The organism is Halomonas sp. IOP_31 (assembly GCF_021151495.1).
Lineage (GTDB): Bacteria > Pseudomonadota > Gammaproteobacteria > Pseudomonadales > Halomonadaceae > Modicisalibacter > Modicisalibacter zincidurans.
This window is the reverse complement of sequence record NZ_JAIRBP010000003.1, coordinates 1-19,465: the sequence shown is the minus strand read 5'-3', so window position 1 is coordinate 19,465 and position 19,465 is coordinate 1. Positions and strand designations below refer to the sequence as shown.

The following is a 19,465-nucleotide window of genomic DNA, read 5'->3' as shown; positions in this document are numbered from 1 at the left end:
GTGGACAACCTATGCGTAACCGGCATGCTGCCGCAACCCGGCGACACGGCCAGTCGGGTCGTCACCGCCGAATACCGCGTAAACCGTCGCCAGCAGGTCGCCCCCGGCATGCCGCACCCTGGCCACATTGTCGACGTCCAGCCCACCGATGGCCACCCGCGGCAGGCCGAAGCGCGCCGCCTCGGCGAGCAGTTCAAGTGGCGCCGGCGAAGCCTCGGGCTTGGTCTGCGAGGCGAAGAAGCGGCCGAAGGCCAGGTAGCTGGCGCCTGCTGCGGCGGCCCGCTCGGCGATGGCCAGACTGGCATAGCAGCTGGCGCCGATGATCGGTTCGCTGCCGAGTAGACGGCGCGCCTCGTCCAGCGAAGTATCTTGCTCGCCGAGATGCAGGCCGACGCCGTCGAAGCCGGCCACGCGCAAGCGACGCGTCAGCGCGAGGTCGTCGTTGATGATCAGCGGCACGTCGAAGCGCCGGCACAGGGCGGCCAGTGCCTGCGATTGTCGCCAGCGGCGTGCGTCGTCGGTGGACTTGTCGCGATACTGCAGCAGCGCCAGGCCGCCCTGCAACGCCGCCTCACAGGCCGCGATCAATCGCTCATCGTCGGGCAACAGGCTGCTGTCGGTAATCGCGTAGATACCCCGCTGCCAGCTCATGCTTCGTTGCCAACTCATAGACTGTCTTCCTCGACGGTGAACGGCGTCGGCTGCTGCCACAGCCGACGCGGCAGGACTTGGCCATTGCCGCCTGGCCGCCAGCCGTGACGCAGGCTGTGCCAGGCAAAACGCTGGGCCTGTTCGCAAGCGCTTACCAAGCGTTCGCCGGCCGCCAGCCGGGCGGCCAATGCGGAGGCCAGGGTACAGCCGGAGCCATGGTAGTGATTCGCCAGCCGCGGCCATTGCCATTGGCGGCTACTGTCGGGCGTGTGCAGGGTATGCACCACCTGGTCGGCAGCGGTGCCGGGGACCGGCTCGTCGGTGGCGGTGATCAGCAACGCCTGGCAGCCCAGCGACAGCAGCTCGACGACGCGCTCGACATCCTCGCTCTGATTACCGGCCAGACGCGCCAGCTCGCGGCGATTGGGAGTCAATACATCGACCAGCGGCAGCAGCCGGCGGCGCAGGTCGTCGACCAGCTCGCGGGAACTCAGTTCGCTGCCGCCGCCGGCGCTGAGTACCGGATCGATCACCACCGGTACCCCAGGGCAGGCGCGGATCACGTCCTCCACGGCATCGAGGGTTTGCTCGGCGGCGATCAGACCCACCTTGATCGCAGCGATCTCGAACTCGTCGAGCAGCGGCCAGACCATGTCGCGCACGCTATCGCCGGGGCACGGCATGACCCGCAGTACATCGCGGGTAGTCTGTACCGTCAGACTGGTCGGCACGGTGAGCGCCCAGCCGCCACAGGCGGCGATCGCCTCGCCATCGGCGATCAGTCCGGCGCCGCCGGTGGGGTCGTGGCCGCCCAGCGCGAGCACCACGGGAAGCTTGGCATCGTGCATCAGAACGGCTTCACCACGACCAGGATGAGGATCAGCACCAACGCAATGGTCGGTGCCTCGTTGAAGGCCCGGAAGAAGCGCTCCGACTTTTCGCAGGTACCCGCTGCCAGGCGCTTCATGTAGACCAGGCACATATGGTGGTAGCCGATCAACGCAGCGACCAGCAGCAATTTGGCATGCAGCCAGGCTTGTGTGAGGAAACCGGGCACCAGGTAGATCAGCCAACCGCCGAACAGCACCACGGCGATCATCGAGGGAGTCATGATCGCGCGATACAGCTTGCGCTCCATCACCTTGAAATAGTCGATGGCTTGCGTATCGCCCTTGTCACGTGCCTGGGCGTGGTAGACGAATAGTCGCGGCAGGTAGAACAGCGCCGCGAACCAGGTCACCACGGCCAACAGGTGAAGGGCTTTTATCCATGGATACATGGCATCTCCTCGATAGGACTGGCTGAATTCAGCGCTTGTAACGCCAATCAGGGCTTGTAGCGCCGGTCAGGGTTTATAGCGATAGTAGCTCTCGATGGCGCTGCGGGTGATGATACCGGAAATCTTCTGGATCATCGGCGCCGTGGTGTGCTGAACGTAGAGCGCGTCGACGCCATAGTCGTTGAGACGATCAAAGGCTTCGCTGAGCGTCGCCTGGAGATGAATGGGCGCCAGCTCGAGGCGCTGACCGGGGATTTCCAGCAGATCGATACCGCGCTCATCGAGCTCCTGCTCGTCGAGCAGCGCCCGCGCTAGGTCGGCGGCCTTGAGCGCCAAGGGCGACTTGTCGTCGCTGGAACGGATGATCACCAGCCAGGTGGGCTTGTCGTCGAGCAACTTGCGCGCCTGCTCGGGGGTGATCCTGCGCTGGGTGCGCGCCACGCTGCGTTCCATCACCGCCGGCACCGCGACCCGCGACAGCGCCTGCATCAATGGCTGCTGCAACCGATGCAGGCCATGCTGCGTCTGGGTCACGAAGAATCCCTGGCATCCACAGATCTGACGTGAAGTGAGCATCGCCACCGCCACCGACAACATGCCCGGCAGGATGATATTGGGATTGTGGGTCAGCTCGAGCAGTGCCATCAGCGCCGCCAACGGCGCCTGCAGCACCGCCCCCATCATCGCCGCCATGCCCAGCATGGCGTAGAACGTGGCATCGGAGGCGACCTGTGGCCACAGCCAGCCTCCCAGCATCCCGCACAGTGCCCCCGCAGCGGCACCCACCACCAGTATCGGCCCGATGATGCTGACCGACACGCCACAGGCAACGGCGCCGGCGGTCAGCAACAGCTTGCCGATGGCAACGGCCACCAGAACGTCCGTGGCCACGTTGCCGGCCAATGCGGCACCCAGCGTGTCATAGCCCATGCCCTGGACCTGGGGATACCACCAGGCCACGGCGCCGACGCTCACACCGACCAAGGCCAGGCGCAACCATCCCGGCACGGACTTCAGGTATGCGTCGCTGCGGGCCATGTGGACGAACAGACCGGCAAGCAGCCCGATGATCAAGGCGGTGACGATGATCCACGGTAAGTCGATCAACGATCCCAGGCTCACCGGCGGCACCTGGAAGGCCGGCGTGCTGCCGTAAACCAGCTGCGCGACCACCGCTCCCGTGCTCGATGCCAGGATCACCGGCAGGAAACCGGCCGTGGTGTATTCCATCATCACCACTTCCATGGCGAAGATGACCCCGGCGATGGGTGTGTTGAATGACACCGCGATGCCTGCGGCCGTGCCGCACCCGACCAACACCCGCAAGCTGTTGTGAGGCAGGCGCAGACCCTGACCAAGCCCACTGGAGGCCGCCGCAGCGAGATGGATAGCCGGCCCCTCGCGCCCGGCAGAGAGCCCGCCGACGACGGAAACGATCCCGATCCACCACTGGTTGATCCAGTTGCGTAGCGGAAAACGACCCTGATGATAACTGAGCCGATCGATGACATGAGCAACGCCGATCTTGCGTGCCTGGCGTGGCTGGCGCCACAGCCAGACGCCGATCAGCGTGACCGCGGCGATCGGCAACAGCGAGCGCAGGTAGGGCGACAGTGCCTCGAAGGATTCGATGTTGCCTTGTGGCATCAGCAGCCAGGCACCCACGCCGAGAAGCAACCGGAAGATGACCATCACGCCACCGGTCACCAGACCCGATGCAACCCCGAGCACACAGAGCTGGGGCAGCGCGTCGACACTGGCCAACTGGCGACGAAAACGCTCGAGGCTAAGATCGGGCAAGGGCAGACGAGGCAAGACATGTTCCTTACAGTCTGGCTGGGAAGACTGGCGATTAGGCCAGAGAAGTCACCCACACCCTGTGTATCATATTTCAAGGTCAACGTCTTAGCCGCCGGCGGCCACTTGTGCGCTGGCAAAAGTTGACCCTTTTGCTGGGGATTGTGGATAATTGGCCCAGTCACCGACGAAAGTAAGTCACCGACGAAATAAGTCACTCACGGATTCCTGGAGGCCCCACATGAGCGGTGCCGCATCCTTCGCCCCCACGCCGTTGCTGATGACCGATTCGGCCGTTCATCGCCTGCGCGCGCTGGCCGACGAGGAGAGCAATACGTCCCTCAAACTGCGCGTCTACGTCACCGGCGGCGGCTGCTCGGGCTTTCAATACGGCTTCGATTTCGCCGACACCGTCGCCGAGGACGATACCCTGATCGAGATCAATGACGTCGCGATGGTCGTGGATCCGCTGTCCTATCAGTATCTGGTCGGCTCGACCGTCGACTTCGAGGAAGGACTGGCCGGCGCGCGGTTTCTGATCAAGAACCCCAATGCCAGCTCGACCTGCGGCTGCGGCGCCTCGTTCATGGTCTGAACCGCCGGTTCCTACATCGACCGAGTCAAGGCTCGCACCAACCCCTGCTTGACGGCTTCCCGGGAACTCGCCAAGGTAAAAGGCGTGTTCCAATGAATAAAATTTCCAACTGGGGAACCCCATGAAAAGCAATACATTCAAGCAGGCTACACTGATTACCGCCATGGCCTTGGGACTGGGCATTTCGGCCTTGGCGCCCGCCCAGGAAACTGTCAGCGCCGTTACCGACCCGAGCTTCGTGCCGTTCGAAATGATGGACAAGGAAAGCGGCGAGATGGTCGGTTTCGACATGGACATCCTGCGCGAAGTGGCCAAGCGTGCCGGTTTCGACATCAACCTGCGCACCATGGATTTCAACGGCATCATCCCTGCCGTGCAGACCGGCAATGCCGACCTGGCCATCGCCGGCATCACCATCACCGATGAACGCGAGAAGATCGTCGACTTCAGCGATCCCTACTATGACTCGGGCCTGCGCATCCTGGTGGCCGCCAGCAACGACAAGGTCGACGAGCTGAGCGATCTGGAAGGCATGAGCATCGGCACCAAGATCGGCTCCACCAGCTACGACTATCTTCAGAAAAATCTCGGCGACAGTGCCGAAATCAAGCCCTACCCGGGCAGTGCCGACATGTACTTGGCGTTGATGGGGGGTAGCGTCGACGCGGTGTTCTATGATGCACCCAACGTCGGCTACTTCGCCAAGACCCAGGGTGAAGGCAGGGCCAAGGTCGTCGGCCCACTCTACGAGGGCCAGCAGTACGGTATCGCCTTCACCTCCGGCAGCCAGTGGCTGGAGCCCACCAACAAGGCGCTGGCTGCCATGAAGAAAGATGGCACCTACGACGAAATCTACACAAAGTGGTTCGGCGAGGCGCCCAACCAGGACAATACCGCCAAGTAACCACGCGCCGTTAGTCACGGGGCCGGGTGGCCGAAGCGCGCCCGGCCCCGCTTCGTTTCATGCCCAACAGGCGCTCCGTTGGCGGGGCGCCCATCCGGAGACCACGACGTGGACGTCACTTTCCAGTTCGACTGGCAGGCGGCCATCGCCTCGATCCCTTATCTCCTCGAGGGGATCCCCTGGACGCTGCTGATCTCGTTCGGTGGCCTGGCCATCGGCTTCATCATCGGCATCGTCTTCGGCCTGCTACGCATCAATCCGATCCGCCTGCTGCGCTGGCCGGCGATCGCCTACATCGAAATCTTCCGCGGCACCCCGGTACTCGTCCAGGTGCTGTTCATCTTCTATGGCCTGCCACAGGTCATCGGCGGCCCGATCAATGCGCTCACCGCCGGCATCGCCGCCATCGCCCTCAATTCCGGTGCGTACATCTCGGAAATCGTCCGTGGCGGCGTGCAATCGATCGAGAAGGGTCAGCGCGAGGCCGGCCTGTCGCTGGGCTTGTCGCGCACCCAGGCATTTCGCTACATCATCTGGCCACAAGCCCTGCGACGCATGATTCCGGCACTCGGCAACCAGGGCATCGTCAGCATCAAGGACACCTCGCTGTTCTCGGTGATCGGCGTCGGCGAGCTTGTTCGCCAGGGTCAGATCTACATTGCCACCACTTTCACTGCGCTGGAGGTCTACTTCATGGTCGCGCTGATGTATCTGGCGATCACTCTGAGCCTGTCATTCGCCCTGCGGCTGCTCGAGCGCCGCGGTCTGGTCGGCCAATAAGGAACACGCCATGAACGATTCACAGCGTCACGAGGCCCTCCACAAGGCGCCCATCGTCAAGATGGACAAGGTCAACAAGCATTTCGGTTCGCTGCACGTCATGCAGGACATCGATCTCGAGGTGGCCCCCGGCGAGGTGGTGGTGATCGTCGGTGCCAGCGGCTCCGGCAAGTCGACCCTGATTCGCTGCGTCAACGGTCTCGAGGAGTTCCAGAGCGGCGCCATCGAAGTCGACGGCAATCAGCTGTTGCCCTACGGCAAGAGCGGCAGGTCGCTACAGACCATTCGCACCGAAGTCGGCATGGTCTTCCAGCAGTTCAACCTGTTTCCGCATCTGTCGGTGCGCGACAACGTCACCCTGGCACCGCTCAAGGTACGTGGCTGGAATCGCCAGCATTCGACCGAGATCGCCGACCGGCTGCTCGAGCGGGTCGGCATCAGCGATCAGGCCGACAAGTATCCCAGCCAGCTCTCCGGCGGCCAGCAGCAGCGCGTCGCCCTGGCCCGGGCGCTGGCCATGGAACCGCGCTTGATGCTGTTCGACGAGCCGACCTCGGCGCTCGACCCGGAGATGATCGGTGAAGTGCTCGATGCCATGCGCGAGCTGGCCAACGAGGGTATGACGATGATGATCGTCACTCACGAGATGGGCTTCGCCCGGGAAGTCGCCGACCGGGTGATCTTCGTCCATGGCGGCCGCATCGTCGAGCAGGGCCCGCCGGACGAGATCTTCGACAACCCCCGCCACGAACGTACGCAATCCTTCCTCGCGCGAGTGCTCAAGCACTGACCGTTCGACTTTGCCCAGGCAGGCAATGAGCAATCGTTCGCCTGCCTGGACGCAGCGACTCCCTCGATTTCCAGAATCCACCTCACCAAGAAGCCGCCCACAGCGGCTTTTTTGGCTTGTGGATAAGATTTTCTGCCAGCCGCCTCGAATCGGGCCGCAAGCCGTATCGCAGGCGGTTTCCACACTTCGAGACAGGGCTGTTGATCATTACCGGCAATGCCCCGGTACGTATCGGTGGATAAACGGGGTACAATCTCGGCTGTGGATATCCGGGCCATCCATCCACAGTCTCACGACAGCCTGTACCGTTCCGGTCGACTTGTTTTGCAATGCACCATCAACAATGCAAATTTTTGTTTTTGCTACTTTAAAAGTACTTTTCCACAAAAAATGTCCACACTAGTAGTAACAACCACAACAGAACTTCTTCTTTATATATCTACGTTGTTATTGATAGTCGTACGCTCAGCGCGTTGTGTCCAAGGCGGTGTGGAAAACCCCTGACGGTTACCCACAGGGACGTTATACTGGCGCGCTTCATCACACTCGCCAGAACGTACGCGCACCGCGCAAGTCGAGGTAAAAACGTGGATTATCCCAACCGCTTCGATGTCATCGTCATCGGCGGTGGTCATGCGGGAACGGAAGCCGCATTGGCCGCTGCCCGCATGGGTTGCCAGACGCTGCTGCTGACGCACAACATCGAGACGCTCGGACAGATGTCCTGCAATCCGGCCATCGGCGGCATCGGCAAGAGCCACCTGGTCAAGGAGATCGACGCCCTGGGCGGCGCGATGGGGCTGGCAACCGACCAGGCCGGTATCCAGTTCCGGGTACTCAATGCCCGCAAGGGACCGGCGGTGCGCGCCACGCGTGCCCAGGCCGACCGTGTTCGCTACAAGGCGTCGATTCGCGGCCTTCTGGAGAACCAGCCCAACCTGACGCTGTTCCAGCAGGGGGTGGATGACCTGATCGTCGACGGCGACACTGTCCGCGGCGCGGTGACCCAGACCGGAATCCGCTTTCTCGGTGAAACCGTGGTGCTGTGTACCGGCACCTTCCTCGGCGGCATCATCCACATCGGTCTGGATACCCATACCGGCGGCCGTGCCGGCGACCCGCCGGCCAATGCCCTGGCACAACGCCTGCGGGCACTGCCGTTTCGTGTCGATCGGCTCAAGACCGGCACACCGCCGCGCATCGATGCCAAGAGCGTCGACTTCAGCGTCCTCGAGGAGCAGCCCGGCGACGCGCCTAGCCCGCTAATGTCCTACATGGGTTCGCACGCGATGCATCCGCGTCAGGTGAGTTGTCACATCGCCCATACCAACGCGCACACCCACGAGATCATCTTCGCCAACCTCGACCGCTCGCCGATGTATTCCGGCGTGATCGAGGGCGTCGGGCCGCGCTATTGCCCGTCGATCGAGGACAAGGTCCATCGCTTCGCCGACAAGGCGAGCCATCAGGTATTCATCGAACCCGAGGGACTGGAGACCAACGAGCTCTACCCCAACGGCATATCCACCTCGCTGCCGTTCGACGTGCAGCTCGAGGTGGTGCGCTCGATCAGGGGGCTGGAAAACGCCCATATCACCCGTCCGGGCTACGCCATCGAATACGATTTCTTCGATCCGCGCGATCTCCGGCATTCGCTGGAAACCAGATTTATCCATAACCTGTTTTTCGCCGGACAGATCAACGGCACCACGGGTTACGAGGAGGCCGGCGCCCAGGGACTGCTGGCCGGCGTCAACGCCGCACTGCGCGTGCGCGGTGAAGCCAGCTGGTGTCCGCGCCGCGACGAGGCCTACCTTGGCGTGCTGGTCGACGATCTGATCAGCATGGGCACCCAGGAGCCCTACCGCATGTTCACCTCCCGCGCCGAATACCGCTTGCTGTTGCGCGAGGACAACGCCGATCTGCGGCTTACCGAGACCGGACGTTCGCTGGGGCTGGTCGACGATGCCCGCTGGGCGGCGTTCAGCGCCAAGCGCGAGGCGATCGTCGTCGAGCAGGCGCGGCTCAAGGCGACCTGGATTCAGCCGGGCTCGAGCGAAGCCGGGCAACTCGCCGCCAAGTTGCCCAAACCGCTTAATCGCGAGTACAACCTGCTCGAGCTGCTCAAGCGTCCGGAGCTGGGCTACGCCGACCTCGTCACTCTCAAAGGCCAGCTCAACGGCGAGGACGTGACCGACGAGCGCGTCGCCGAACAGGTCCAGATCCAGGCCAAGTATCAAGGCTACATCGAGCGTCAGCAGGGCGAGATCGACAAGCTCAAGCGCCACGAGGCGACGCCGCTGCCGGCCGATCTCGATTACACCCGGGTCGAGGGGTTGTCCAACGAGATTCGCGACAAGCTCAATGCGGCTCGCCCGGAGACGCTGGCGCAGGCCGGGCGCATCTCGGGAGTTACCCCGGCGGCGGTATCGCTCCTGCTGATCTACCTGAAGAAGCGCCGGCTGGTGGGTGACGCCCGCGGCGGCGATCGCGCGGTGAATGCATGACACCGGGCTGCGAATGGCTGCTCGACAGCGGTCTCGACGAACTGCGCATCGGCGCCGACGGCCAGGCCCGCGAGCGGCTGCTGGCACTGCTGGCGTTATTGCACAAGTGGAACCGCGCCTATAACCTCACCGCAGTGCGCGACCCCGAGACCATGGTCACCCGGCATCTGCTCGACAGCGCCTCGGTGGCGGCGGCGGTGCGCGGCCCCCGGCTGCTGGATGTCGGCGCCGGGCCCGGATTGCCCGGGCTGGTGCTGGCGATTCTCGATCCGGCGCTCGCCGTGACGCTGCTCGACAGCAACGGCAAGAAGGTGCGCTTCCAGCGTCAGGCGGTGCTCGAACTGGGGCTTGCCAACGTCGCGCCGGTACAGACCCGGGTCGAGGATTACACGGCCACACCGTTCGACCAGATCATTTCGCGGGCCTTCGCCAGCCTGGCCGACTTCGTCGCCCTCAGCGACCGGCTGCTGGCCGTTGACGGCGAATGGCTGGCGATGAAGGGGCCGGCCTGCGAGGATGAGGTCAGCCGGTTGCCGGCCTCGGTCGTGCTCGGCGAGCGCCGTCGCCTCAACGTGCCCGGCGATTCGGCCGTCCGCCACCTGCTGCACCTGCGTCGACGCTAGGAGTCTGTCGGGTTTGGCCGATCGTCAAGAGAACGGTTTTTTCGAGGCAAATTTATCGATCGATTGAGGCGAATAGCATGCTATCTAACGAAATGGATCGATAAAGTTGGCCGAAAGGCCGGGATTCACAGTAGATCAGCGTCGAGCTCGACAGGCTCTTAGCCGGCGCTTGGGGATCATCGTCGAGATAGGGAGTCACCCGTGACCAAGATCATCGCCTTGACCAACCAGAAGGGCGGCGTTGGCAAGACCACTACCGCGGTCAATCTGGCGGCCTGCCTGGCGGCGCTCGATCGGCGCGTGCTGCTGGTGGATCTCGATCCGCAGGGCCACGCCACCATGGGCAGCGGGGTCGACAAGCATGAACTGGACGGCAGCGTGCTCGACGTGTTGCTCGGCGAGAAGCGCGCCGCCGAGGTGATTCTCGATTGCCCCGAGGCCGGCTATGCGCTGTTGCCGGGCAATGCCGACCTGACCGCCGCCGAGGTTGACCTGCTCGACCGCGAGGGTCGCGAGCGTTGTCTGCACGAGGCGATCAGCGGCGTGGCCAGCGAATACGACGTGGTGCTGATCGACTGCCCGCCCTCGCTCAACATGCTCACCGTCAATGGCCTGACCGCCGCCGATGGCGTGCTGATTCCGTTGCAGTGCGAGTTCTATGCCCTCGAGGGGCTCTCGGCGCTGCTCGATACCGTCGAGCAGATCCAGGCCAGCGTGAATCCCGCGCTGCAGGTATTCGGCATCGTCCGCACCATGTACGACAACCGCAACAGCCTGACCCGCGACGTCACCAAGCAGTTGCGTGAATACTTCGGCGATACCCTGCTCAAGGCCGCCATTCCCCGCAACGTGCGGGTCGCCGAGGCGCCCAGTCATGGCCTGCCGGTGACCAAGTATGCGCGCTTCTCGCGTGGCAGCCAGGCCCACCGGGTACTGGCCAAGGAACTCATCCGTCGCCTTTCGCTATGACCTGTCGTCATCAATCGGCCAACCTTGCCGAGCCGGGCCAACAATCAAGGAGCGCCCCATGACTCGTAAACGTGCCCTGGGCCGTGGCCTGGATGCCCTGATCGGGGCGAACGCCCGTCGCCGCGACCTGCTCGATACCGATGTGCAGATCGATGGGCCGCTGGAAAGCCGCGAGGAGCCACCGTCGGCAAACGGCGAAGAGCGGCTGGCGCGTCTGCCGCTGGGTCAGCTGAGCCGCGGCAAATATCAGCCGCGTCGCGAGATCCAGCCGGAAGCGCTCGAGGAGCTCACCGACTCGATCCGCAGCCAGGGCGTGATGCAGCCGATCGTGGTGCGCCCGATCGGCGAGGATCGCTACGAGATCATCGCCGGCGAGCGACGCTGGCGGGCCGCCCAGCTTGCCGAGCTCGACACCATCCCGGCGGTGGTGCGCGAGGTCAGCGACCAGAGTGCGTTGGCGCTGGCGCTGATCGAGAACATCCAGCGCGAGAATCTCAACCCGGTCGAGGAAGCCATGGCGCTCAAGCGTCTGCTCGAGGAGTTCGAGCTGACCCAGCAGCAGGTCGCCGACGCGGTGGGCAAGTCCCGCGCCCAGGTCGCCAACCTGCTGCGGCTGCTCGCGCTCGATCCCGAGGTGCAGACGCTGCTCGAGCGCGGCGATCTCGACATGGGACATGCCCGGGCGCTGCTGGTACTGCCCGCGGCGAAACAGCGCAAGGCCGCCCACGAGGTGGTCAACAACGATCTCACCGTGCGTCAGACCGAAGCGCTGGTGAAGAAGTACCAGGAGGGCAAGTCCGCGGAAAAACCGCCCGCCAGGCCCTCGACCGACGTGGCGCGGCTGGAGAGCAAGCTCGGCGATCTGCTCGGTGCGCCGGTGAAGATCCGCCACGGTCAGGGCGGCAAGGGCCGGGTAACCATTCACTACGCCAGTCTCGACGAGCTCGACGGCATCCTCGGGCACATCCGCTGAACCGGGACGACGGATTCTTAGTTAGCCTGTTAACAGGTTTTTCCCGACGATCCTCGCGCTTCGGTCGTAAGGTCGTCCAACTTCGCGTAAATTAGCCGCAGACTCGGTTGAAGGCGGCACGCCGCTTCCCTATAATCCGCCGAGGTCTGACGCCGAGGGTGCGTCGGGTTCGGATTGAAGCTGCGAATGGCGCCGCACAACACGTGAGACTCTATGCCTGATCCGTTACCGGCCCAGATAAAGCGCCCTCAGTTCAAGCGTCTATTGATAGCTCAGACGGCGGTCGTGCTGGTCGCGACGATTATCGGAGCTATCCTGTCAGGCGCAGCAGCGGTTTCGGCATTGTTCGGTGGTCTGGTTTGCCTGCTGCCCAGTGCCTATTTTGCCTGGCGTGCCTTTCGTTATCAGGGGGCTCGATTCGCCAGGGATATCGTCAAGAGTTTCTACCGTGCCGAGGCCGGCAAGTTCGGTTTGACGGCGGCATTGTTTGCCCTGGTGTTCATTGCAGTGCCCCCTTCAAACCCCGCTTTATTCTTTGGCGCTTACGTGGCGACGCTAAGCACGCAGTGGCTGGGCCCCTGGCTGCTGCAACGCCCGTCGCACATCTGACATCGAGGCAGTGCAATGGCAAAAGGCGACAATCTAACGCCCACGGCGTACATCGAGCACCATTTGCAGAACCTGACCTTCGGTCTGCATCCGGAAAACGGCTGGTCATTCGCCAAGAATGCAGAACAAGCCGCCGAAATGGGCTTCTGGGCGATCCACGTCGACACCATGGCCTGGTCGATCGGTCTGGGCATCCTGTTCCTGTGGATTTTTCGCAAGGCCGCCAAGATGGCGAGCACCGGCGTGCCCGGGGGGCTGCAGAATTTCGTCGAGATGATGGTCGAGTTCGTCGACAATTCGGTGAAGGAGACCTTTCATGGCCGCAGCAAGCTGATTGCGCCGCTGTCATTGACGATCCTGTGCTGGATCTTCCTGATGAACCTGATGGATCTGGTGCCGGTCGATTTTCTGCCGACGCTGGCGCAGAGGGTCGGTGTGATGTTCGGCGCCGACCCATCGAGTGTGTATTTCAAGGTGGTGCCGACCACTGATATCAATGTCACCCTGGGCATGTCGCTGTCGGTCTTCGCGTTGATCATCTTCTACGCGATTCGCTCCAAGGGGGTCTCGGGTTTTATCGCCGAATTGACGCTGCATCCGTTCAATACCCCCAACAAGTTTTTTCAAGTTCTGCTGATACCTGCCAACTTCCTGCTCGAGGTGGTGACGTTGCTGGCGCGGCCGATTTCGCTGGCGCTGCGTCTGTTCGGTAACCTCTATGCCGGTGAGTTGATCTTCATCCTGATTGGCCTGCTCGGTCTGTGGCAGTTGCCGCTATATTTTCCCTGGGCGGTCTTCCATATCCTGATCATCGTTCTTCAGGCGTTTATCTTCATGATGCTGACGATCGTCTATCTGAGCATGGCGACCGAAGAGCATTAACCATGTAATCCCGTTAACCCGTAACCCGCTAAACCACTTGACTTGAAATTGGAGTGAACCATGGAAGCACAAGTTCTGGGCATGACCGCTATCGCCGTGTCTCTGCTGATTGGCCTGGGTGCCCTGGGTACCGCCATCGGCTTCGGTATTCTGGGTGGCAAGTTCCTCGAGGGCGCTGCACGCCAGCCGGAGATGATTCCGCAACTGCAGGTGAAGATGTTCATCGTCGCCGGCCTGCTCGACGCCGTGACCATGATCGGTGTCGGTATCGCGCTGTTCTTCACCTTCGCCAACCCGTTTGTCGGTTAAATCACGGGCGGTCGCAAGACCTTCCGGGACGTTAACCCACAAACCTGTGAAGCGAGAGGTGCTGGCGTGAATCTGAACCTAACCCTGATCGGTCAGGCCATTGCCTTCGCGGTGTTCGTCTGGTTCTGCATGAAGTACGTATGGCCTCCGGTCATGCAGGCGCTGCAGGAACGCCAGAAGAAGATCGCCGATGGCCTGGACGCTGCCAGCCGTGCCGCCCGCGACCTCGAAGTGGCCCAGGAACAGGCCAACGAGACGTTGCGCGAGAGCAAGGAACAGGCAGCCGAGATCCTTGAACAGGCCCACAAGCGGTCCAACCAGCTGGTCGAGGAGGCGCGCGAAAACGCCCGCCAGGAGGGCGAGCGGCTGGTGGCCAACGCTCGTTCCGAGATCGAGCAGGAAATCAACCGCGCGAAGGAAGAGCTGCGTTCGCAGGTGGCGCGACTCGCCGTCGAAGGGGCGGAACGCATCCTGGAATCCTCCATCGACGAGGCCAAACATCGCGAGCTCGTCGACAAGCTCGCCGCCGAGCTCTGAGGAGGTGACCCATGGCTGAGACGTCTACCGTCGCCCGGCCCTACGCCAAGGCGGCGTTCGAGTTCGCGCACGCCCAAGGGCAGCTCAAGGCCTGGTCCGAGATGCTGACATTGGCGGCCCGCGTGGTCGCCGATGACGATATGCAATCCCGCGTGCTGGGCAACCCCCGGTTGTCCGGCGACGACAAGGCCGATGTGATCGTCGGCGTCGGCGGTGAGGCATTCGACGAGGAAGCGACGAACTTCCTGCGGATTCTGGGCCAGAAGAACCGCCTGGCGGCGCTGCCGGCCATCGCCGAGCAATTCGAACTGCTCAAGGCGCAGCAGGAGAAGCGCATGGACGTGACCATCGTCTCTGCCTACCCGCTCGACGCCACGCAGCAAGAAACGCTCGCGAGTGCCCTGGCCAAGCGCCTGAACCGCGAAATATCCATTACCACTCAGGTGGACAGTGCCCTGCTGGGCGGCGTCATCCTGCGTGCCGGCGACACCGTCATCGACGGTTCGGTACGCGGTCGACTGGCCCGCTTGCGCGATTCACTTTCCGTCTGAGTTTGAGGGACATGGCATGCAGCAACTGAATCCTTCCGAAATCAGCGACATCATCAAACAGCGTATCGAGAAGCTGGATGTCGCATCCGAAGCCCGTAATCAGGGCACCATCGTCAGCGTTTCCGACGGCATCGTGAAGATTCACGGCCTGGCGGACGCGATGTTCGGCGAGATGATCGAATTCCCCGGCAGCCTCTTCGGCATGGTGCTCAACCTCGAGCGCGACAACGTCGGTGCCGTGGTGCTCGGCGACTACCAGGAGCTCGAAGAGGGCATGACCGCGCAGTGCACCGGTCGCATCCTCGAAGTACCGGTGGGCCCCGAGCTGGTCGGTCGCGTGGTCGACGCACTGGGCACGCCCATCGACGCCAAGGGCGAGATCAACGCCAAGCTGAGCGACGCGGTCGAGAAGGTCGCGCCGGGCGTGATCACCCGCCAGTCCGTCGACGAGCCGATCCAGACCGGCCTCAAGTCGATCGACGCCATGGTGCCGATCGGCCGCGGCCAGCGTGAGCTGATCATCGGCGATCGCCAGATCGGCAAGTCCGCCATCGCGGTTGATACCATCATCAACCAGAAGGGCAAGGGCGTTACCTGCATCTACGTGGCGGTGGGCCAGAAGCAGTCGACCATCGCCAGCGTGGTGCGCAAGCTCGAAGAGCACGGTGCGATGGAGCACACCATCGTCGTCGCCGCCGGCGCCGCCGACCCGGCCGCGATGCAGTTCCTGGCGCCCTACGCCGGCTGCACGATGGGTGAATACTTCCGCGATCGCGGCGAAGACGCGCTGATCGTCTACGACGATCTGACCAAGCAGGCCTGGGCCTACCGCCAGATCTCGCTGCTGCTGCGCCGTCCGCCGGGCCGCGAAGCCTACCCGGGCGACGTCTTCTACCTGCACTCGCGGCTGCTCGAGCGTGCCGCACGGGTCAACGTCGATTACGTCGAGAAGTTCACCAATGGTGAAGTCACCGGCAAGACCGGCTCGCTGACCGCATTGCCGCTGATCGAGACCCAGGGCGGCGACGTCTCGGCATTCGTACCGACCAACGTGATCTCGATCACCGACGGCCAGATCTTCCTCGAGACCGGGCTGTTCAACTCTGGCATCCGCCCGGCGATCAACGCCGGCCTGTCGGTGTCCCGCGTGGGTGGCTCGGCGCAGACCAAGATCATCAAGAAGCTGGGTGGCGGCGTGCGCCTGGCGCTGGCCCAGTACCGCGAACTGGCGGCGTTCTCGCAGTTCGCCTCGGATCTCGACGAAGCTACCCGCAAGCAGCTCGAACACGGCCAGCGGGTCACCGAGCTGATGAAGCAGAAACAGTACTCGCCGATGTCCGTCGCGGAGATGGCGCTGTCGCTGTTCGCTGCCAACGAAGGCTTCCTGGACGATGTCGACGTCAGCAAGGTGCTGGACTTCGAGAGCGCGCTGCACGACTACATGAAGTCGGAAAATGCCGAGCTGCTCGACAAGATCAACCAGACCGGCGACTACAGCGACGAGATCAAGCAAGGTCTCAAGTCCGGCGTCGAGCAATTCAAGGCTACTCAGACCTGGTGATCGTTCGGGCCTGCTCACGCGGGCCCGGGATTTCCCTGAGGGGGCCACGAATAAGGTAGATCGCGATGGCAGCTGCAAAAGAGATTCGCACCCAGATCGGGAGCATCAAGAATACGCAGAAGATCACCAGCGCCATGGAAATGGTCGCTGCGTCGAAGATGCGTAAGGCGCAAGAGCGGATGTGGGCCAGCCAGCCGTATGCCAAGCAGATCCGCAAGGTCGTCGGTCACGTCGGCCGGGCCAACCCCGAGTACCGTCATCCGTACACCCTCGAGCGCGAGGTCGAACGGATCGGTTACATCGTCGTGTCCAGCGACCGCGGCCTGGCCGGTGGCTTGAACGTCAATCTGTTCAAGACCCTGGTCAGGGACGCCCGCGAATGGCGTGACAAGGGCGTCGAGATCGATTTCGTCGCTATCGGGGCCAAGGCCGGAACCTTCTTCCGCAATCATGGCGGCAATCTGCTGGCCGCCAAGAGCGGACTCGGCGAGTCGCCCGAGCCGAAGGATCTGATCGGTAGCGTCAAGGTGATGCTCGACGCCTTCGATGAAGGCACGCTCGACCGGATCAACGTGGTGTACAACGAGTTCGTCAACACCATGTCGCAGAAGCCGGTGGTGCGCCAACTGGTGCCGCTGGCCACTTCCGACGAGGGGGGCGACGAGAGTGCCGACGAGGAACACAACCGTCCCGACAGCTGGGACTACCTGTATGAGCCGGATGCCCAGGACCTGCTCGACAAGCTGCTCAAGCGTTATGTCGAGGCCCAGGTCTATCAGGCGGTGGTCGAGAATGCAGCCTGCGAGCAGGCGGCGCGCATGATCGCGATGAAGAACGCGACCGACAACGCCGGCGACCTGATCGACGATTTGCAACTGGTGTACAACAAGGCCCGTCAGGCGGCCATTACCCAGGAAATCTCCGAGATCGTAAGTGGCGCCGCCGCGGTATAGCGCGCCGGTGAGGCTAAGCAGGTTTCATTTGCAGGTATAAGAGGAACCAAGATGAGCGGACGTATCGTACAAATCATCGGCGCGGTGATTGACGTAGAGTTTCCGCGGGACGACGTGCCCAAGGTCTACGACGCGCTGAAGGTCTCGGAAAGCGAGACCGTACTCGAAGTCCAGCAGCAGCTGGGCGACGGCGTGGTGCGAGCCATCGCCATGGGCTCCACCGAAGGCTTGAAGCGTGGTTATGAAGTCGCCAACAGCGGCACGGCGATCTCCGTGCCGGTGGGCAAGGCCACGTTGGGGCGGATCATGAACGTGCTCGGCGAGCCGATCGATGAAGCCGGCGAGATCGGCGAAGACGAGCGCATGCCGATCCACCGCAAGGCGCCGACCTACGCCGAACAGGCGGCATCCAACGAGCTGCTCGAGACCGGCATCAAGGTCATCGACCTGGTCTGTCCGTTCGCCAAGGGCGGCAAGGTCGGCCTGTTCGGCGGCGCGGGTGTCGGCAAGACCGTCAACATGATGGAACTGATCCGCAACATCGCCACCGAGCACAGCGGTTATTCGGTGTTCGCCGGGGTCGGCGAGCGGACCCGCGAGGGCAACGACTTCTACTACGAGATGCAGGAGTCCAACGTTCTCGACAAGGTCTCGCTGGTCTACGGCCAGATGAACGAGCCGCCGGGCAACCGTCTGCGGGTGGCGCTGACCGGGCTGACCGTCGCCGAGAAATTCCGCGACGAAGGCCGCGACGTGCTGCTGTTCATCGACAACATCTACCGCTACACGCTGGCCGGGACCGAAGTGTCGGCGCTGCTGGGTCGCATGCCCTCCGCGGTGGGCTACCAGCCGACGCTGGCCGAGGAGATGGGTGTGCTGCAGGAGCGCATCACCTCGACCAAGACCGGCTCGATCACCTCCGTGCAGGCCGTCTACGTGCCCGCGGACGACTTGACCGACCCGTCGCCGGCGACCACCTTCGCCCACCTCGACGCCACCGTGGTACTGGCGCGTTCGATCGCCGAACTGGGTATCTACCCGGCCATCGATCCGCTGGATTCCACCTCGCGTCAGCTCGATCCGCTGGTGGTCGGCGACGAGCACTACGACACCGCGCGCGGCGTGCAGAACGTGCTGCAGCGTTACAAGGAGCTCAAGGACATCATCGCGATCCTGGGGATGGACGAGCTGTCCGACGAGGACAAGCAGTCGGTCAACCGGGCGCGCAAGATCCAGCGCTTCCTGTCGCAGCCGTTCTTCGTCGCCGAGGTCTTCACCGGCGCACCCGGCAAGTACGTGTCGCTGAAGGACACCATTCGTGGTTTCCAGGGGATCCTCAACGGCGAGTACGACGAGCTGCCGGAACAGGCTTTCTACATGGTTGGCACCATCGACGAGGCTGTCGAGAAAGCCAACAAGATGAAGTAAGCCGTCCACCAGGGGGATCAAGGTATGGCGAACAGCTTCCAATGCGAGATCGTCAGCGCCGAACGCTCGATCTTCTCCGGCGAGATCCGCCAGATCGTCGCCGCCGGGATGATGGGCGATCTGGGCATCATGCCCGGTCACGCACCGCTGCTGACCGAGCTCAAGCCGGGTCCGCTGCGGATCCTCGGCGAGGATGGCGAGGAGAGCATCTACTACGTCGACGGTGGCTTCATCGAAGTCCAGCCGACGCTGGTATCGGTGCTCGCCGACAGTGCGGTGCGCGCGCGATCTTGACGAGGCCGAGGCCGAGTCGGCGCGCCAGGAGGCGCAGAAGTCGCTCAACGAGCAACAGTCGGACCTGGATTATACCCGGGCCGCGGCCGAGCTCGCCGAGGCGGTGGCCAAGCTGCGCACCCTCGATCAGCTGCGCCGCATGGGCGGCAAGCGCTGATCCGCCAAGGCGCCGCCAATGAATACCCCGTGGGCCGCCACGGGGTATTTTTTTGTCGTGCGCCAGGCATGGCGCGCAGTGCCTGACTGGCACTGTTCCCGGAGGTGGTGCTCCGGGATGACCTGGGTGGAAGTCCCCTGCACGCCCGACAAGGGGAAGTGCTAGCCGAACGGCAAGGGTGTCTCTCGCGAGGGAGAATCTGAAGGAAGCCCGAGGCAAAACGCGGGCTCGACGGGGGCGCCCAGCTGAACAGGAAGCGGATACGAGGCGTCATGATGGGGTGAGATGGCCCAATTCATCAAAGCCCAATCCTTGC

The 19,465-nt window shown here is 63.2% G+C and carries 20 protein-coding genes and 1 pseudogene; 17 read left to right on the top strand and 4 right to left on the bottom strand.

Annotated elements, in window-relative coordinates; genetic code table 11:
* Positions 1-9: 9 nt before the first annotated feature.
* The 4 genes from thiE to K7I12_RS02770 all read right to left on the bottom strand — a co-directional run bounded on the left by thiE (position 10) and on the right by K7I12_RS02770 (position 3,745).
* Positions 10-669 carry a thiamine phosphate synthase gene (thiE, locus tag K7I12_RS02785; protein ID WP_231662938.1) on the bottom strand — a complete coding sequence of 220 codons (660 nt, stop codon included), beginning with the start codon at positions 667-669 and terminating at the stop codon, positions 10-12.
* Positions 666-1,499 carry a bifunctional hydroxymethylpyrimidine kinase/phosphomethylpyrimidine kinase gene (gene thiD, locus K7I12_RS02780; protein WP_031384953.1) on the bottom strand — a complete coding sequence of 278 codons (834 nt, stop codon included), beginning with the start codon at positions 1,497-1,499 and terminating at the stop codon, positions 666-668. The genes thiE and thiD overlap by 4 nt, the downstream gene beginning before the upstream one ends.
* Positions 1,499-1,930, bottom strand: coding sequence for a protoporphyrinogen oxidase HemJ (hemJ, locus tag K7I12_RS02775; RefSeq protein WP_031384954.1), 432 nt, complete (start codon positions 1,928-1,930; stop codon positions 1,499-1,501). Before hemJ ends, thiD begins: the two co-directional genes overlap by 1 nt.
* A gap of 66 nt (positions 1,931-1,996) precedes the next feature.
* Positions 1,997-3,745 carry a chloride channel protein gene (locus K7I12_RS02770; protein WP_031384955.1) on the bottom strand — a complete coding sequence of 583 codons (1,749 nt, stop codon included), beginning with the start codon at positions 3,743-3,745 and terminating at the stop codon, positions 1,997-1,999.
* A 223-nt stretch (positions 3,746-3,968) separates the two neighbouring features.
* On the opposite strand from K7I12_RS02770, the gene erpA reads away from it, so the two are divergent.
* The 17 genes and pseudogenes from erpA to K7I12_RS02685 all read left to right on the top strand — a co-directional run bounded on the left by erpA (position 3,969) and on the right by K7I12_RS02685 (position 19,149).
* A complete protein-coding gene (gene erpA, locus K7I12_RS02765; protein WP_031384956.1) occupies positions 3,969-4,322 on the top strand; it encodes an iron-sulfur cluster insertion protein ErpA in 354 nt (117 codons plus the stop codon).
* A gap of 121 nt (positions 4,323-4,443) precedes the next feature.
* Complete coding sequence (locus tag K7I12_RS02760) at positions 4,444-5,226, top strand: transporter substrate-binding domain-containing protein (protein ID WP_231662937.1); 783 nt, start codon at positions 4,444-4,446, stop codon at positions 5,224-5,226.
* A 108-nt stretch (positions 5,227-5,334) separates the two neighbouring features.
* Positions 5,335-6,006 (top strand): amino acid ABC transporter permease, encoded by a 672-nt coding sequence (locus tag K7I12_RS02755; RefSeq protein WP_031384958.1) that lies wholly within the window; start codon positions 5,335-5,337, stop codon positions 6,004-6,006.
* A gap of 10 nt (positions 6,007-6,016) precedes the next feature.
* Positions 6,017-6,796: an amino acid ABC transporter ATP-binding protein gene (locus tag K7I12_RS02750; RefSeq protein ID WP_031384959.1), complete on the top strand. Its 780-nt coding sequence runs from the start codon at positions 6,017-6,019 to the stop codon at positions 6,794-6,796.
* A gap of 587 nt (positions 6,797-7,383) precedes the next feature.
* Entirely contained in the window at positions 7,384-9,303 is a 1,920-nt protein-coding gene (mnmG, locus tag K7I12_RS02745; RefSeq protein ID WP_231662936.1) for a tRNA uridine-5-carboxymethylaminomethyl(34) synthesis enzyme MnmG, read from the top strand.
* On the top strand, positions 9,300-9,926 hold the full coding sequence (gene rsmG, locus K7I12_RS02740; RefSeq protein ID WP_231662935.1) for a 16S rRNA (guanine(527)-N(7))-methyltransferase RsmG: 627 nt from the start codon (positions 9,300-9,302) through the stop codon (positions 9,924-9,926). Before mnmG ends, rsmG begins: the two co-directional genes overlap by 4 nt.
* Positions 9,927-10,127: 201 nt before the next feature.
* Positions 10,128-10,895, top strand: coding sequence for a ParA family protein (locus K7I12_RS02735; RefSeq protein ID WP_031384962.1), 768 nt, complete (start codon positions 10,128-10,130; stop codon positions 10,893-10,895).
* 58 nt (positions 10,896-10,953) lie between these two features.
* Complete coding sequence (locus K7I12_RS02730) at positions 10,954-11,868, top strand: ParB/RepB/Spo0J family partition protein (RefSeq protein WP_031384963.1); 915 nt, start codon at positions 10,954-10,956, stop codon at positions 11,866-11,868.
* Between the two features lie 213 nt (positions 11,869-12,081).
* Positions 12,082-12,477, top strand: a complete 396-nt coding sequence (locus K7I12_RS02725) for a F0F1 ATP synthase subunit I (protein ID WP_031384964.1) — start codon at positions 12,082-12,084, stop codon at positions 12,475-12,477.
* A gap of 15 nt (positions 12,478-12,492) precedes the next feature.
* Complete coding sequence (gene atpB, locus K7I12_RS02720; protein WP_231662933.1) at positions 12,493-13,359, top strand: F0F1 ATP synthase subunit A; 867 nt, start codon at positions 12,493-12,495, stop codon at positions 13,357-13,359.
* Between the two features lie 60 nt (positions 13,360-13,419).
* Entirely contained in the window at positions 13,420-13,668 is a 249-nt protein-coding gene (atpE, locus tag K7I12_RS02715) for a F0F1 ATP synthase subunit C (RefSeq protein WP_011508579.1), read from the top strand.
* A 66-nt stretch (positions 13,669-13,734) separates the two neighbouring features.
* The gene (locus K7I12_RS02710) at positions 13,735-14,205 is read left to right on the top strand and encodes a F0F1 ATP synthase subunit B (protein WP_231662932.1); all 471 of its coding nucleotides are present in this window, start codon (positions 13,735-13,737) and stop codon (positions 14,203-14,205) included.
* 11 nt (positions 14,206-14,216) lie between these two features.
* Positions 14,217-14,756 (top strand): F0F1 ATP synthase subunit delta, encoded by a 540-nt coding sequence (locus tag K7I12_RS02705; protein WP_231662931.1) that lies wholly within the window; start codon positions 14,217-14,219, stop codon positions 14,754-14,756.
* A 16-nt stretch (positions 14,757-14,772) separates the two neighbouring features.
* Positions 14,773-16,317 carry a F0F1 ATP synthase subunit alpha gene (gene atpA, locus K7I12_RS02700; RefSeq protein ID WP_231662930.1) on the top strand — a complete coding sequence of 515 codons (1,545 nt, stop codon included), beginning with the start codon at positions 14,773-14,775 and terminating at the stop codon, positions 16,315-16,317.
* A 65-nt stretch (positions 16,318-16,382) separates the two neighbouring features.
* Positions 16,383-17,270 carry a F0F1 ATP synthase subunit gamma gene (gene atpG, locus K7I12_RS02695; RefSeq protein WP_231662929.1) on the top strand — a complete coding sequence of 296 codons (888 nt, stop codon included), beginning with the start codon at positions 16,383-16,385 and terminating at the stop codon, positions 17,268-17,270.
* Between the two features lie 51 nt (positions 17,271-17,321).
* A complete protein-coding gene (gene atpD / locus K7I12_RS02690; RefSeq protein ID WP_231662928.1) occupies positions 17,322-18,698 on the top strand; it encodes a F0F1 ATP synthase subunit beta in 1,377 nt (458 codons plus the stop codon).
* A gap of 24 nt (positions 18,699-18,722) precedes the next feature.
* A pseudogene (locus K7I12_RS02685) lies at positions 18,723-19,149 on the top strand (F0F1 ATP synthase subunit epsilon).
* Positions 19,150-19,465 lie beyond the last annotated feature (316 nt).

Bases quoted from the DNA above. Each gene is read 5' to 3' on its own strand.
- thiE (WP_231662938.1), bottom strand. From the start codon at position 669: ATGAGTTGGCAACGAAGCATGAGCTGGCAGCGGGGTATCTACGCGATT.
- thiD (WP_031384953.1), bottom strand. From the start codon at position 1,499: ATGCACGATGCCAAGCTTCCCGTGGTGCTCGCGCTGGGCGGCCACGAC.
- hemJ (WP_031384954.1), bottom strand. From the start codon at position 1,930: ATGTATCCATGGATAAAAGCCCTTCACCTGTTGGCCGTGGTGACCTGG.
- erpA (WP_031384956.1), top strand. From the start codon at position 3,969: ATGAGCGGTGCCGCATCCTTCGCCCCCACGCCGTTGCTGATGACCGAT.
- K7I12_RS02760 (WP_231662937.1), top strand. From the start codon at position 4,444: ATGAAAAGCAATACATTCAAGCAGGCTACACTGATTACCGCCATGGCC.
- K7I12_RS02750 (WP_031384959.1), top strand. From the start codon at position 6,017: ATGAACGATTCACAGCGTCACGAGGCCCTCCACAAGGCGCCCATCGTC.
- rsmG (WP_231662935.1), top strand. From the start codon at position 9,300: ATGACACCGGGCTGCGAATGGCTGCTCGACAGCGGTCTCGACGAACTG.
- K7I12_RS02730 (WP_031384963.1), top strand. From the start codon at position 10,954: ATGACTCGTAAACGTGCCCTGGGCCGTGGCCTGGATGCCCTGATCGGG.
- K7I12_RS02725 (WP_031384964.1), top strand. From the start codon at position 12,082: ATGCCTGATCCGTTACCGGCCCAGATAAAGCGCCCTCAGTTCAAGCGT.
- atpB (WP_231662933.1), top strand. From the start codon at position 12,493: ATGGCAAAAGGCGACAATCTAACGCCCACGGCGTACATCGAGCACCAT.
- atpE (WP_011508579.1), top strand. From the start codon at position 13,420: ATGGAAGCACAAGTTCTGGGCATGACCGCTATCGCCGTGTCTCTGCTG.
- K7I12_RS02705 (WP_231662931.1), top strand. From the start codon at position 14,217: ATGGCTGAGACGTCTACCGTCGCCCGGCCCTACGCCAAGGCGGCGTTC.
- atpA (WP_231662930.1), top strand. From the start codon at position 14,773: ATGCAGCAACTGAATCCTTCCGAAATCAGCGACATCATCAAACAGCGT.
- atpG (WP_231662929.1), top strand. From the start codon at position 16,383: ATGGCAGCTGCAAAAGAGATTCGCACCCAGATCGGGAGCATCAAGAAT.
- atpD (WP_231662928.1), top strand. From the start codon at position 17,322: ATGAGCGGACGTATCGTACAAATCATCGGCGCGGTGATTGACGTAGAG.